This window comes from Streptomyces sp. MBT65 (assembly GCF_016612545.1).
Taxonomy (GTDB): Bacteria; Actinomycetota; Actinomycetes; order Streptomycetales; family Streptomycetaceae; genus Streptomyces.
On the sequence record NZ_JAENRY010000389.1, the window covers coordinates 1 to 14,392 of the forward strand.

At 73.2% G+C, this 14,392-nt stretch carries 12 protein-coding genes and 1 pseudogene; 6 read left to right on the plus strand and 7 right to left on the minus strand.

Translation table 11 applies throughout. The features are described from left to right. Together JHN63_RS45775 and JHN63_RS45780 are read right to left on the minus strand one after the other, a co-directional pair. On the minus strand, window positions 1-1,122 hold a 1,122-nt coding region (locus JHN63_RS45775; RefSeq protein WP_200691056.1), incomplete at its 3' end, for an AMP-binding protein. Window positions 1,123-1,189: 67 nt separating this feature from the next. Next, a complete protein-coding gene (locus tag JHN63_RS45780; RefSeq protein ID WP_200691057.1) occupies window positions 1,190-2,494 on the minus strand; it encodes an MFS transporter in 1,305 nt (434 codons plus the stop codon). A gap of 107 nt (window positions 2,495-2,601) precedes the next feature. Here JHN63_RS45780 and JHN63_RS45785 point away from each other — a divergent pair, with 107 nt between their 5' ends. Continuing rightward, complete coding sequence (locus tag JHN63_RS45785) at window positions 2,602-4,608, plus strand: prolyl oligopeptidase family serine peptidase (protein WP_307782147.1); 2,007 nt, start codon at window positions 2,602-2,604, stop codon at window positions 4,606-4,608. Between the two features lie 60 nt (window positions 4,609-4,668). On the opposite strand, the gene JHN63_RS45790 is transcribed toward JHN63_RS45785, so the two are convergent. Further along, window positions 4,669-5,853, minus strand: coding sequence for a glycosyltransferase family 2 protein (locus JHN63_RS45790; RefSeq protein ID WP_200691058.1), 1,185 nt, complete (start codon window positions 5,851-5,853; stop codon window positions 4,669-4,671). Between the two features lie 118 nt (window positions 5,854-5,971). Between JHN63_RS45790 and JHN63_RS45795 the strand changes: the two genes are divergently transcribed. Beyond that, window positions 5,972-6,832, plus strand: a complete 861-nt coding sequence (locus JHN63_RS45795; RefSeq protein WP_200691059.1) for a glycosyltransferase family A protein — start codon at window positions 5,972-5,974, stop codon at window positions 6,830-6,832. A 22-nt stretch (window positions 6,833-6,854) separates the two neighbouring features. Here JHN63_RS45795 and JHN63_RS45800 read toward each other — a convergent pair whose 3' ends face one another. Next, entirely contained in the window at window positions 6,855-8,105 is a 1,251-nt protein-coding gene (locus JHN63_RS45800) for an MFS transporter (protein ID WP_200691060.1), read from the minus strand. Between the two features lie 112 nt (window positions 8,106-8,217). Here JHN63_RS45800 and JHN63_RS45805 point away from each other — a divergent pair, with 112 nt between their 5' ends. Then, window positions 8,218-9,183, plus strand: a complete 966-nt coding sequence (locus JHN63_RS45805) for a UDP-glucuronic acid decarboxylase family protein (protein ID WP_200691061.1) — start codon at window positions 8,218-8,220, stop codon at window positions 9,181-9,183. A 98-nt stretch (window positions 9,184-9,281) separates the two neighbouring features. On the opposite strand, the gene JHN63_RS45810 is transcribed toward JHN63_RS45805, so the two are convergent. Beyond that, a complete protein-coding gene (locus JHN63_RS45810) occupies window positions 9,282-10,190 on the minus strand; it encodes an aminoglycoside phosphotransferase family protein (protein WP_200691062.1) in 909 nt (302 codons plus the stop codon). Window positions 10,191-10,340: 150 nt separating this feature from the next. Between JHN63_RS45810 and JHN63_RS45815 the strand changes: the two genes are divergently transcribed. From JHN63_RS45815 to JHN63_RS45825, 3 genes are all read left to right on the plus strand, one after another. After that, entirely contained in the window at window positions 10,341-11,084 is a 744-nt protein-coding gene (locus tag JHN63_RS45815) for a class I SAM-dependent methyltransferase (RefSeq protein ID WP_200691063.1), read from the plus strand. Then, the gene (locus tag JHN63_RS45820; RefSeq protein WP_200691064.1) at window positions 11,081-11,821 is read left to right on the plus strand and encodes an SDR family NAD(P)-dependent oxidoreductase; all 741 of its coding nucleotides are present in this window, start codon (window positions 11,081-11,083) and stop codon (window positions 11,819-11,821) included. The genes JHN63_RS45815 and JHN63_RS45820 overlap by 4 nt, the downstream gene beginning before the upstream one ends. Window positions 11,822-11,896: 75 nt before the next feature. Further along, entirely contained in the window at window positions 11,897-13,231 is a 1,335-nt protein-coding gene (locus tag JHN63_RS45825; protein WP_200691065.1) for an aspartate aminotransferase family protein, read from the plus strand. 80 nt (window positions 13,232-13,311) lie between these two features. Here the strand turns inward: JHN63_RS45825 and JHN63_RS54900 are convergent. Both JHN63_RS54900 and JHN63_RS45835 read right to left on the minus strand, forming a co-directional pair. Then, a pseudogene (locus JHN63_RS54900) lies at window positions 13,312-14,129 on the minus strand (TauD/TfdA dioxygenase family protein). A gap of 29 nt (window positions 14,130-14,158) precedes the next feature. Then, the coding region (locus JHN63_RS45835; protein WP_200691066.1) for an acyl carrier protein at window positions 14,159-14,392 on the minus strand (234 nt) is incomplete at its 5' end.

A 14,392-nucleotide genomic window follows, 5' to 3' on the forward strand; every position in this document is an offset into this window, starting at 1 on the left:
GTCGAGCACGTAGAGCCGGACGCCGGGTACGGGGCCGCCGATGGAGACCGGCCCCGGTGCGTCGTAGCGGCGGTAGCTCGCCCAGACCGTCGCTTCGGTGGGGCCGTACTCGTTGACGAGGGCCACCGGGCGTCCGTGCAGGGCGAAGTGACGGTGCATCAGCTCGGTGGGCAGTGGTTCGCCCGCCGTGATCACGGTCTCCAGCGTGCGGAGCCGTTCCGTTCCGTAGCGTTCGGCGGCGTCGAGCAGCACGCTGTAGAGCGAGGGCACGCACAGCAGCCGGGTCACCCCGTGGCGCTCCACGAGCCGGGACAGCCGCTCGGGGTCGCGGACCTCGTCGGGCCCGGCCACGACCAGGTGTCCGCCCGCCGTCAACGTGCCCCACAGGCCGGCGACGGAGGAGTCGAAGGCGAGCGGCGAGACGAGCAGGAAGGTGGGCCTGCCGGGGTAGACCGTGCGCCGGGCCAGGGTCGAGGCGGCCAGCTCGCGGTGCCCGACCTCGACGCCCTTGGGCTCGCCGGTGCTGCCGGAGGTGTAGATGAGATAGGCGGGGTCGTCGCCGGTGAGGGGGTCCTCGTCGGCAGCATCGGGGTCGGGGGTGGCTGCCGTGGTCGTGTCTTGTTCCGTGCCGTTCGTCTCCTCGACCACTATCAGCGGCAGGCACAGGCCGCTCACCCGGTCGGCGCCGGCCCGGTCGACCACGACGGCGGCGACACGCGCGTCGGCCAGGACGTCGGCGATACGGCGGTCGGGGTGGGCGGGCTCCACGGGGACGTACGCCGCCTTGGCGCGCAGCACGCCGAGCACCGTCGCCACCATCGCGGTGGACGGGCCCACCAGTACGCCGACGCGGCTGCCCCGGCGTACCCCCGCCCGTGCGAGACGGTCCGCGATCCGGTCGGCCCACGCGTCCAGCGCCCGGTAGCCGATGGCGCTGTCGCCGCTGCTGACGGCCGTGGCGGTGGGGGTGACCCGGGCGAACCGCGCCACGAGTTCGTGCACCGGCGCCGGTTCGGCACGGGGCAGTGCCGGACCGTTGCCGAGCGCTTCCGGCTCGTCCCCCCGGATCCGCTCGGACACCGGTCGGACGGGCAGCACGTCGAGCTGCAGTGACGTGGTCATCGGGACTCCTCTGGTGGGTGCGTGGGTGCGTGGGTGCGTGGGTGTGGAGGCGGTGGGGTGGGTGCGTTTACCGCGTTACGGCCGGTGTCGGTGAGGCGTCGGTGGCGGTTGTGTCCTTGCCTGCCGGGTCGCGGTGCGCGAGGTACTGGAGCAGGCCTGTGGCCGTGAGGGTGATCGCGCCCAGCGCGGCCCAGTAGAGGCGGCCGTGGCCCTGGTCGTGGAGCGTGACGAACAGGGCGCCGCCCGAGAGCGCGCCGAGTGCCTCGCCGAAGGACCAGCACACCTGGCGCAGGTTGAAGGCCTCCAGGCTGGAGGCGATGGGCAGTCCGGCGTACGCGGTGCTCACCATGGGGCCGAACGCCATCTCGGCCACGGAGAACACCAGGACGGCGAGGACCGCGCCGACGACGGGGGGCAGGCCCAGGCCGAGGGTGGTCATGGAGACGCCGAAGAGCAGGTTGGCGCCGCCGAGCACGGCGAAGGGTGTCGTACCGCGTCTCATCAGCCTGCTGACGACCGCGGTGACCCCGGCCTGGAGGACCACGATCCAGATCGCCGGTCCCGCCACCAGGAACGAGCGGAGCGCGGCCGAGTCGAAGTCCTGGGCGACATAGAAGACGAAGGCCGAGTAGAACTGGGCGTAGACGAACGTGCCGAGGACGCTGACCAGGATGACGCGGCGGATCCGGGGCACGGTGACGACCTGGCGCAGCACGGGGCGGCCGACCGGCCATGTGGTGGAGGCCGCGGGCGGCCGGGTTCCGCGCGGGATGCCGGGCAGCATGACGACGGCGGCGGCCAGGTAGCAGAGCGCGACCATCCCCATCAGGCGCTGTGGTTGGTCCGGTGAGTAGAGGACGTTGGCCAGGAACGGGCCGAGCGCCGCCGCCGCGTTCACGGCGATCTGGAGCATCGAGAAGAGCTGGTTGCGGCCGATGTCGTGGCGCACCACCTCCGCGATGAGCACCCGGGAGTACAGGAAGTGGGCGCTCACGCCGAACCCGGCGAGGACGAGCAGCGCGCACAGCTGCCAGTCGGCGCCGGCCCGGGGCAGCAGCCCGAACGCGGCGGCCGTGAGCAGGACGGCCCCCACCATGCCGGAGGCGTACGGCACCTTGCGCAGCCAGTGGGCGGCGAGGGTGGCGGACAGGCCCGCCGACGCGGTGTAGCAGAACAGGCCGACCCCGACGACCGCGGCGCCGGAGCCCGGGGAGCGGGCCGCGAGCAGTGTGCCCAGGACCGGGATGACGCTGTAGAGGCCGAGGGCGCCCAGGAGCGTCTCCAGCGCGAGGGAGGCGCGCAGCCGCCGGGGGGCCGCCTGCCGGGGCTCGGCAGCTCCGTCCGCCGTTTCCTTGAGCACGGTCCCGGTCACGGGCACCCCCTCCGCTTCCATCGGCTTGATTGAGGCAACATGTTGCCAGGCTTGGCATATGAAGGCAACCTCTGTGGGAAGGTTGGGCTGAAGCGAGGAGGTAAACAGTGGCAACTGCAGAGGTGGCCGAGGCGACGGTGCGCACCGCGCCCTACGGCACGTGGACCTCGCCGATCACCGCCGCCGAGGCGGCGGCCGGCGCCACGCGCGTCGAGTGGGTCGGCTTCGTCGGCGAGCAGGTGTGGTGGATCGAGCTACGGCCCCGGGAGGGCGGCCGCTGCGCCCTGGTCGGCCGCGCCCCGGACGGCACCGTCACCGACCTGCTCGGCGCCGGCTGGAGCGTCCGTTCACGGGTCATCGAGTACGGCGGGCGCCCCTGGCTCGCCCTCGGCCGGGACGCGTCCGCCGGGTTCGTCTTCACCAACGGCGACGACCAGCGGGTCTACCGCTGCGCGCCGGGGGCCGAGCCGGTGCCGCTCAGCCCGGAGCCCGACCTGCCCACCGGGCTGCGGTACGCCGACTTCGCGCGGGTCGGCGAGGAGGTGTGGTGCCTGCGCGAGACCCTGCTCGACCCGGCGGGCACGGAGGTCCGCCGAGCGCTGGTGGCGCTGCCGCTGGACGGCCGCGCGGCCGAGGACCCGGGCGCGGTACGGGTGCTCGGTGGCGGCCATCACCTGATGACCGGCCCGAAGGTCGCGCCGGACGGCCGGCAGGTCGCCTGGATCGGCTGGAACCACCCGGACATGCCGTGGGAGAGCACAGACCTGATGTGCGCCCCGGTGCGGACCGACGGGACACTCGGGCCGGCCCGGCGGATCGCCGGCGGCCCGGGTGTCTCGGTCGGCCAGGTGGAGTGGGCGCCGGACCGGCCGGGGGTGCTGTACGTGCTGAGCGACCCGGACGGCTGGTGGAACATCCACGAGATCGGACCGGCGGGGGACAGCCGCTGCCTGTGCCCGCGCGCCGAGGAGTTCGGCGAGCCGCTGTGGCGGATCGGCGCGCGCTGGTTCCTGCCCGCGGACGACGGGCGGCTGTTCGTGGCGTACGGGACGAGCGGGCGCCGGCTGGCCGTGCTGCACCCCGACGGCTCGCTGGCCGACGTGGAGTCGCCCTACACCGAGTGGGCGCAGCTGGCGACCGACGGGCGCCGGGTCGCGGGCACGGCCGCGGGGCCGCGGCAGCCGTCCTCCGTCGTGCTGGCCGACCTCGGTGGAGCCGGGGCGCCCCGGCTGGAGGTGCTGCGTGGCCCCGGCGCGGGAGAGGATGGCGTCCGGCACGCGGACTGGCTGCCGTACGGGCGGGCCGAGGTCTTCCGCAACGCGGACGGCGACGACGTCCACGCGTTCGTCCATCTCCCGCACAATCCCCGATTCACCGCTCCCGAGGGCGAGTTGCCGCCGTTCCTGGTGCAGGCGCACGGCGGTCCCACCACCCGCAGCCAGCTGGTCGTGAACCGGGAGATCGCCTACTTCACCAGCCGGGGCATCGGCGTGGTCGACGTCCAGTACGGCGGCTCGACCGGCTTCGGCAGGCCCTACCGGGAGCGGCTGCGCGGCGCCTGGGGCGTGACCGACGTGGCGGACTGCGCCGCCGTGGCCCGGGGGCTGGTGGCGCGCGGTCTGGCCGACCCCGGGCGGATCGGCATCCGGGGCGGCAGCGCGGGCGGGTGGACGGCGGCGGCCTCACTGGCGGCCGAGCCGTCCCTGTACCGCGTCGCGGGCATCTACTACCCGCTGCTCGACCCCGAGGAGTGGCGCGACCGCGGCACGCACGACTTCGAGTCGAGATACCTGGAGAGTCTGCTGGGCCCCTGGCCGCAGGCCGCCGAGCGCTACGCGCGCGTGTCACCGCTGCGGCGGGCCGGCCGGGTGCGGGCGCCCTTCGTCCTGATGCAGGGCCTGGAGGACACGATCACCCCGCCCGTGCAGGCGGAGCGGTTCCTGCGGCGGCTGGGCGGCAGGGTCCCGCACGCCCACCTCACCTTCGAGGGCGAGCAGCACGGGTTCCGCAGAGCGGAGACCGTCGTGGCCTGTCTGCACGCCGAACTCTCCGTCTACGGCCAGGTGTTCGGCTTCGAGCCGCCCGGGGTGCCGCGCCTGGAGCTGTCGGTGTGAGCGACGTGAGCCGGCCGGCGTCCCCTCGGGGGCACCGGCCGGCTCACGGGTCCGCGGCCGTCAGGCGGCCGGGTCGACGCTCTCCGCCGCCGTCACCACGCGCCGCGCCACCCGGGCGGCCTCGCGCAGCACGGTCTCGCGGTACCGCTCGCTCAGCCGCAGGACGGCGGGCAGCACCCGGCACTCCTCGACGCTCCCGCCGGCGAGGGGCAGCGCCAGGCCGACCAGCGGGAGAACGCTCGGCACGGTCTCGAACAGGCCCCGGACCGCGGGGTCGGCGATCTCGGCCGGGCGGCCTGCCGGGGCGCTCAGCGGGACGCCGACGACGAGGGTGTCCCGGCCGGCGACGGTGCCGCGCGCCACGCCGAGCGCGCCGTCCGGGCCGGGCACGATCGCCGCGATCTCGGACCGGACCTCTTCGTAGGAGCGGTTGGCGCCCCACATGTCGTAGGCGCGGAAGAGTTCCACGTCCAGGGCGGGCCACTTGGTCAGGAAGTGGTCCATGTTGACGTCGAACTCGCGGAAGTTGGCCGACACGTCGCGCATGTGCGGCAGATGCAGTCCGAGCACGTCCTCACCGCGGACGATCGGGATGCCCGCCGCGTGCACCCGGTAGCCCCACTCCTGGTCCTCGCCGCCCCAGCCGTGGAAGTCCTCGTCGAACAGCAGCCCGTGCCGGCGGACGGTCGCGGCGGGGATCACGATGAACGCGCCCCAGACCAGGGTCCAGGGCAGCACGAACGGATCGAACCGCCACCGCTTGTCGTGGCGCTCGCCCGGTGCCGCCTCCAGGTCCGCGAGCAGGGTCCTGAACCGCCGGTGCTCGGGCAGGTCCGCGGTCTCCGCCGCCCGGTCCGAGCGCCCGTCGAGCCCGACGATCTGGCCGACCACGCACCGGTCCTGTCCGTCCGCGTAGTACCGGTCGTAGAGGGTCTCCAGACAGCGCGGCGGCAGGGCGAGGTCGGCGTCGAGGAAGACCACGACCTCGCCGGACACCTGGCGCAGCGCGAGGTTGCGCGAGCGGCACAGGTTCCACTCCTCGTCGACCAGGACGGAGACGACGGTCAGCCGGTCCGCGTACTCCCGGCACGCCTCCAGGTACTCCGGCGAGTACTCCAGCGCCCCGACGACGATCTCGAACTCGGAGCCGGGCAGGGTCTGTTCGGCGAGCGCCGCGAGCGCGACGCGGAAGTTGCGCAGGCGCTGTTTGTACGGGATCACGACACTGATCTTGGGACCACCCACCGCACGCCCTCCTTGGTCACATCTCTGGACTTCGCTTCTGGCAATACATTGACAGGAGCTTGCCTAAGTTGGCAATGCTTGGTTGGATCGGAACCACGTCGAGCGAAGGGAGAACGGCATGAGCGAGGACACGATCGGCGTCGTGACGGTGACGCGAGGGCGTCCGCGGCTGCTCAGGCGCGCCATGGACTCCGTGTACGCGCAGGACTTCGACGGCCTGATCGAGCATGTGATCGTCGTCGACCACGAGGACGCCGAGACGGTGGCGGCCGTCACCGCCGCCCCCACCCGCCCGGGACTGCGGGTGACCGTCCACCAGGAGCCGCGTCCGCAGGCCGAGCGAAACGAGCCCCCGGGCGACAAACGCCGGGTCTACCCCCGGCTCTCACGGCTGTTCAACACCGGCGTCCGGCTCTCCTCCGCGGACTGGATCGCGTTCCTGGACGACGACAACGAGTACGAGCCCCACCACCTGAGCAGCCTCCTGGAGTGCGCCCGGCGGAACGGCGTACGGGTCGCCCACTCCGGGCGGACCATGTGGTACGCCGACGGCGCCCCCTATCTCGACGAGGCCTGGCACACCGTCACCGACCCGGCCGAGGCGGCGCGCATCTACGACGTGATGTGCGACAAGGGCGTCCGCGTCCGGGGCACCAACATCCTGCTGGACCGCGCCGATCCGCGGGGCCCGGGGGACGCCTTCCGCACCAGCAGCACGATGCGGGCCCAGGACCCGGTCTCCCTGGTGGACCAGAGCGTGTGGCTGGTGAGCCGGGACCTGCTGCTGCGGCTGCCGATCCCGGAGACCTTCACCGCCGCGGAGCACGAGGCCAACACCGCTCCCGACGACAAACTGCTCGCCACCCTCCAGGACAACGGCGTCCCGATGGTGTCGACGCGGCAGCCCACCGTCCGGTACTACCTCGGCGGCGTCTCGAACCGGATCACCCGCCCGCAGACGGTCCCGGCGGCCGGGTAGCCGGCGGTGGTGAGCGCGCTGTTCACGGCACCCGCGCAGCGTCGGCGGCGGGCTCGTGTCCTGTCGTGAGCAGGACCGCCGCCAGGGCCGCGAGCAGCGCGCACACCCAGAAGACCCGGCCGTAGCCGAGCCGGTCGATGACCACGCCGGCGGTGGCGCCGCCCAGCATCACCCCGACCTGGAAGGCGCCGGTGAACAGCGACGAGGCCGCCCCGACCCGGTCGGGCAGGGCCTCCTGGAGGATGGTCACGGGGATGCTCAGCACCACCGCCATGAAGAAGGCGTTGAGTGCCTGGAGCGCGAGCAGGGCGGGCCTGGATGCGGCCAGCGGCAGGGCGGCGAAGAACACGGTCGCGCAGCAGGCGGCGTAGAAGACGAGTCGGCGCTTGCCGATGCGGTCCGCGCGGGCGCCGAGGTACATCATCACCGGGATCTCCAGCGCCGAGGCGAGCCCGAGCAGCAGACCGGTGAAGCCCGTGCCGTGGTCGAGCTGCTCGGTGACGAACAGCGCGATGTCGATCTGGTAGACGCTGTTGACCGCCAGCAGCAGCACGGTCGCGACGAGCAGGGTCCAGGAGGACCGGCCCAGGCCGGTGAACGGGTTGCCCCGCGTCCGGGGCCCGCGCGCGGCGGCGGGCGCGGAGTGCTTCGGCAGCAGCCACAGGCACAGGACGCAGGCCAGGACGTACATCGCCGTGACGGTGAGGTACAGGACGCCGAAGCCGCCGGCGTCGATCAGCAGGAAGCCGATCGGCGGGCCGACGACCCAGGCCATCGAGGTGAGGGCGCGCAGCAGGGAGTTGAAGAACGTGGCGTCCAGCGCCCTGGTGTCGGCGAACTCCCTTGTGTAGGCGAGCAGTTGCGGGAAGCAGGCGCTGCCGAGCGCGAAGAAGACCGCGCCGAACGCGAAGAGCAGGTAGTAGTCGCGTACGACGACGTAGGCGAAGGTGCCGACCGCGGACAGCAGCGTGCACAGGGCGAGCAGCAGGCGCCGGTCGCCGATCCGGTCGGACAGCGCGCCGAAGGCGAGTCCCGACAGGACCCCGAGGACGCCCCGGCCGAGGAAGAACAGGCCGATCAGCAGCGGGCCGACGCCGATCCCCTCGGCCAGGAACAGGCTGCCGGAGGTGCTCATCATGGCGCCGGAGACGCCGATCAGGCCCGTGTTCGCGACCAGTCCGGCCAGGGCGCCGTCCCTGGCCAGCCCCGCCATCGAGCCGTACGCCGTCCGGGCTCGGCCCCGTGCGGCCGCTGTGAAGCCTGTACCGGTCATGGCGACCCTCCGTTTGGCAAACATGGCACGTCGATATTGCCAAGTGGGCACAGTCAAGGCAACACTTGAGGCAAATGATTGACAGACCGAGTTGGACTGACTGAGGAGGATCATGCGAGTCGTCATCACCGGTGGGGCCGGCTTCCTCGGATCGCATCTGTGCGACGCGCTGCTGGGCCGGGGCGACAGCGTCGTCTGCGTCGACGACCTGTCGACCGGGCGGCGGGAGAACCTCGAGGACGCGTGGCACAGCCCGGCCTTCCGATTCATCGAGGCGGACGTCACCCTGGGACTCGACGTGCCGGGCCCGGTGGACGCCGTGGCCCACCTGGCCAGTCCGGCCTCGCCGCCGGACTATCTGCGCCGCCCCCTGGAGACCCTCGCCGCCGGCAGCCGGGGCACCGAACACGCCCTCGCCCTCGCCCGGCGGCACGGCGCGCGCTTCCTCCTCGCGTCCACCAGCGAGGTGTACGGCAGCCCGCAGGTGCACCCGCAGACGGAGGACTACTGGGGGCACGTGAACCCGATCGGGCCGCGCAGTGTCTACGACGAGAGCAAGCGGTTCGCGGAGGCGCTCACCACCGCGCACCGGGGCGCGCTCGGGGTGAACACGGGCATCGTCCGCATCTTCAACACGTACGGCCCGCGGATGCGCCCGGACGACGGGCGGGTGGTCAGCAACTTCATCTCCCAGGCGCTCGACGGGAATCCGATCACCCTCTACGGCGACGGCGAGCAGACCCGCAGCTTCTGCTACGTCGACGACCTGGTCCGGGGCCTGCTGGCCATGCTCGACTCCGACCACGCGGGCCCGGTCAACCTGGGCAACCCCGCGGAGTTCACCATGACCCAACTGGCATCACTCGTAAGGCAGTTGACGTCGACAACGGCACCGGTCCAGCACCGGGAACTACCGCAGGACGACCCGCCGCGCCGCCGCCCGGCCATCGACCACGCCGTCCGCACCCTCGGCTGGCACCCACTCGTCGACCTGACGGAGGGCCTGGGCCACACCATCGCCTGGTTCCGCTCCCACGCACCCGACCCCCGCGGACTGGAGGCCGCGGTGGCCGGATAACACCGGACAACAGCAGCGGGTGCCGCGCCCCACCGGGGGTACGGCACCCGCTGCTGTTGTCCGGCCGGGCGAGGCGGGCGCCTACTGCGGCCGTTCGCTCAGGCGAGGCGGGCGTGGTCGGTGAGGACCTCGTTGATCACGTGGTGTGAGGTGGTGTCCGGTCCGGTGGTGGTGTCGAGGCTCTGGGAGAGCACCAGCAGGGCCTTCCACAGGGCCCAGCCGCGGGCCCGGGCCCACATGTCGTCGTCCTGGGCGGTCGTGCGGCGGAAGGCGTCGCGGCTCTCGCCGGAGAACATCGTCCAGGCGATCACCAGATCGCAGGCGGGGTCGCCGACGCCGGACGTGCCGAAGTCGATGACGGCCGTCAGCTCGCCGTCCCTGACCAGCAGGTTGCCGCTCGCGATGTCCCCGTGGAACCACACGGGCGTGCCGCGCCACTCGGCGGCGAGGGCCGCCTCCCACACCTCGGCGGCCCGCCGGGTGTCGACGTGGCCCTCCAGGGCGGCGAGGCAGCGCCGGGTCTCTTCGTCGTAGTGGGCGGGCGAGGCGCCGCGGTACCAGCTGTGCTCCCCGGCGAGCGGGCCGCCGGTGGCGTCGCAGCGCTGGAGGGCCAGCACGAACTCGCCGACGGCGGACGCGAACTCGGCCAGGTCGTCGATCCGTCCGGGCGCGGAGGTCTCGCCGTCCAGCCAGCCGCGCACGGACCACGGGAAGGGGTAGCCCTCGCCCGGGACGCCCGCGCCCAGGATCGTCGGAACGGCCAGGGGCAGACCGGGCGCGAGCCGGGGCAGCCAGGTGCTCTCCTTGTCGACGGCGGGGACGTAGCCGGCCGCCGTGGGCAGCCGTACGGACATGTCGGCGCCGAGGCGGTAGGTGCGGTTGTCCCAGCCGTCGACTTCCACCGGGACCACGGGCAGGCCCGACCACTGCGGGAACTGGGCGTCGATCAACTTGGTGACCAGCGCGGCGTCGATGCCCGCGCGGCCGTCGGGGGGTGTGGAGACCATGCGGCGATGATTGCCCGAAACAGCCGTACCGCGCAATGGATTTGACACTTCGGGATGGCAGTTCACTCCAACAGTGGGGCAATATATTGCCTCGATGTTGCCAGGTGCGGCAATATGGGAAGGCGGACGTCACCGAGGGAAGGGTTTCTCATGGCCACCAGCAGGAAGTTCGGCGATCCGGCGCTCTTCGGTGAGGTCTGGGCCGACGACTACGACGACCGGACGACCCTCGACCCGGCACCCGCCGTGGACTTCCTCGCCGGGCTCGCGGGTGGCGGACGCGTCCTCGAACTCGCCGTCGGCACCGGCCGGGTGGCCCTGCCGCTGGCCGCCCGGGGCATCCGGGTCGAAGGAGTCGAGGGGTCCGCGAAGATGGCCGCCCGCCTGCGCGGGAAGCCGGGCGGCGACGGTGTCCCGGTGACCGTCGGGGACATGGCCGAGATCCCGGTGGACGGCCCCTTCACCCTGGTCTACCTCGTCTACAACACGATCTTCAATCTGCTGGAGGCCGAGCGCCAGCAGGCCTGCTTCGACAACGCCGCCCGCGTCCTCGACCCGGACGGCGCCTTCGTGATCGAGGCGTACGTCCCCGACCCCGCCTTCTTCGACCGGGGCCAGCGCGTCCACGCCCTGTCCGTCACGGAGGACTCCGCCACCATCGAGGTCTACCGCTTCGACGCGGCGGCCCAGCGCTTCCACAGCCAGAAGATCACCTTCGACGCCGACGGCGTCCATCTGCGCCCGCACGCCGAGCGCTGGTGCCCGCCCGCCGAACTCGACCTGATGGCGGACCGCGCCGGCCTCCGGCTCGACCGGCGGATCGCCGACTGGTCCGGCGAGCCCTTCGGCCCCGACAGCACCGGACATGTGTCGGTGTACCGGCGCGCCCGATGAGGCCCGGCGCGATCGCCCTGGTCACCGGGGCCAACCGGGGCATCGGCCTGGAGACCGCCCGGCAACTGGCGCTGCGCGGCGCCGTCGTCCTGCTCGGCAGCCGGGACGCCGGGCGCGGCGCGGACGCGGCCCGCGCGCTGGAACGGGACGGCGTCCGGGGAGTGACACCGGTGGCGGTCGACGTGACCGACACCGGCAGTGTCGCCGCGCTCGCCACCCGCCTGGAACGGGACCACGGGCGGCTCGACGTCCTCGTCAACAACGCGGGCGTGTTCGCCGGCGCCACCGCGGCCGACACCGGCGCCGACCTCGTCCGCGGCCTCCTCGACGTCAACGTGGCCGGCGCGGTCGCGATGATCCACGCCCTGCTGCCGCTGCTGGCCCGCTCCCCCGCGCCCCGCATCGTCAACGTCTCCAGCACGACGGCCTCCTTCGGCCTGACCGTCTCGGGCGCGGAGCTGCCGGGCGACGCGTCGGTGCGGCTCGCCTACACCGCCTCGAAGGCCGCCCTGAACATGCTGACGGTCCAGTACGGGCTGGCGTTCCGGCAGGACCCCGGCCTGCGGCACGTGAAGATCAACTCGGCGTCGCCGGGCTGGACGGCCACCGCCATGAACGGCTTCCGCGCTCCCCGCACCGTCCAGGAGGGCGCCCGGTCCCTCGTCGCCCTCGCGACCCTCCCCGACGACGGCCCGAGCGGCGGCTTCTTCGACGAGCACGGCGCCCTGGCCTGGTAGGTCCCGGTCCGCCGGTACGGGCCCGTGTCACCGCAAGGCAGCTCACCGTCCCCGACACCGTCAGAAAGAGCGCCCATGAACGCATCCTGGACCACCAGCGCACCCGCCCGCCCGGCCCTTCCCGCCCCCGACACCGAGGCCGTACGGGCCCGCGACCGGCGGCACGTCTGGCACACCTGGACGCCGCTGGCCGCCGACCGCTCCGCGCTGACCCTCTCGCACGGCTCGGGCCACCACGTGTGGGACATCGACGGCCGCGCCTACCTCGACGCCTCCGCGCTCAACTCCACGTGCGGATACGCCCACCCCCACGTGCTGCGGGCCCTCGCCGAACAGGCGTCCCGGCTGCACCACTTCGACCTCTCCGTGGCCGGGCACGAACCCGCCGGGCTGCTCGCGGAACGCCTCGCGGGGCATCTTCCGCCCGGCATGGACAAGACCCTGTTCGTCAACAGCGGCTCCGAGGGCTTCGACGCCGCCGTCATGATGGCGGTCTCCTACTGGGCCCACCTCGGCCGTCCCCGCTCCCGGCTGGTCACCTTCGCCCGCTCCTACCACGGCGCCACGCTCCTCAGCCGCAGCCTGTCCACCCTGCCGCGCAGCACACACCTGCTGGATCCGCCGGTCCCCGTGACCCGGGTCGAACTGCCCCTGGAACCGGCGCTGTTGCGTCGAGAGGAGGCGCTGCCCGTCCTGCTCGCCGCCTTCGAGCGGGCCATCGGCGACGACCCGGACGACCTCCCGGCCGCCGTCGTCGTCGAACCCTTCCTGAACGTCGGCGGCGCCGTCGTCCTCCCGCCCGGCTTCCTGCGCGAGCTGCGCGCGCTCTGCGACGCCACCGGCACCCTGCTCGTCCTCGACGAGGTCTTCACCGCCTACGGCCGCTGCGGCGCGATGTTCGCAGCCCGCCGCGAGGACGTCACCCCGGACGTGCTCGTCAGCAGCAAGGGACTGAGCGGCGGCTATGTGCCGATCGCGGCCGTCACCGTCGGGCAGCACGTCCACGACACGTTCGGCCGGGACCCCGTCATCGGCGGCCTGCGCTACGGCCACACCACCTCCGGTCACGCGGTGGCCTGCGCGGCGGCGCTGGCGACCCTCGACGTCCTGGAGAAAGAGGATCTGCCCGGCCGGGCCGAGCGGCTCGGCAGCGGCCTCCTCGGCGAGCTGGCACCGCTGACCGGCGCCGGGGGCGTGGTGGACGTGCGCGGGCTGGGCCTGATCCTGGTCGTCGAGACCGCCTCGCCCGAGCTCGCGACCCGCGTCCTGACCCGGGCCCGGGAGCGCGGGCTGCTGCTGCGGCAGGTCGGCGCGGCGGTGATGGCGGTGCCGCCGCTGGTGATCGACGACGAGGGGGCGGCGGCCCTCGCGGCAGGCCTCACGGAGGCGGTGACGGACGTGGCGGGCTGACCCCGCTCGCGGACCGCCGAAGGAGGGGAGGCCCCGGGCCTCCCCTCCTTTCCCTTCCCCGGCCGCGGTGCGGACGGCGGTCAGCGCCTGCCGTCGCTGTAGGCGGTCGTGTCACCGCTGAGCACCGTGCTGGGGCGCCCGTCGATTCCCACCGGGACCGTCCCGGTCACGGTGCAGCGTTCCGCGCGCCGGTCCCGGGTGCCGTAGTCGAAGACGGCGTAGTGCTGGGTCGCCCGGTTGTCCCAGATCGCCAGGTCTCCCGGGCGCCAGCGCCAGCGGACGGTGTGCTCCGGGATCGTGACGTATTCCTGGAGGAGGCGCAGCACGTCGCGCGAGGCCTGCGGGGCGAGGCCGGCCGCCCGGCGCGCGAACCCGCCGAGCAGCAGGGCGCGTTCACCGGCTCGAACAGGGTGGAGACGTACTCGCGGCGGGCCGCGACCGTGGCGTCGGTGTAGTCGGAGTCGTTGCTGTGCACGACCCGCAGCCGGTCGGCGAGGGCCCGCAGCGGCTCGGGCAGCGCTTCGTACGCGGCCACGGTGTCGGCCCACAGGGTGTCGCCGCCGTACTCGGGGGCGATCTTGTTGTGGAGGAAGGCGATCGCCGGGGGCCGGTCGACGAAGGTGAGGTCCGTGTGCCAGTGGTTGGCGCGGGTGCCCTGCCGGGAGTCGATCTCCCTGACCTCGGGGCGGTTCTCGGGGGCCGCGTAGATGGGGTGACCGAGGGTCAGGTCGCCGAAGGCGCGGGCGAGGGCGGCCTGGCTGTCGTAGTCCCGGCGCAGTTCCCCGACGGTCTCCGCGTCGGGGGTGACGGCCGTGTCGACGCCGCTGATCAGGGCGCCGAGGGTGCCGGTCAGCGGGGTGACGGTCAGTCGGGCCGTGGTGACGGGGGCGGTGGTCACAGTGGGTGCCTCTCTCTCGGGCTGGGGGGTCAGCCGGCCGCCGTGAGGGCGGTCACGAGTTCTGCCTGGCCGCTCAGGGAGCGGGCGGTCATCAGGTCGCGGACGGGGATCTGGACGCCGAGCTCCTTGGTGGCCCTGCGGGCGAGCCGGGTGACCAGGAGCGAGTCACCGCCCAGCTCGAAGAAGTCGGAGTGGCCGACGAGGCCGTCGTGGCCGAGGAGTTCGGTCCACAGCCGGGTGAGGAGGGCGGTGGGGTCCGGGGG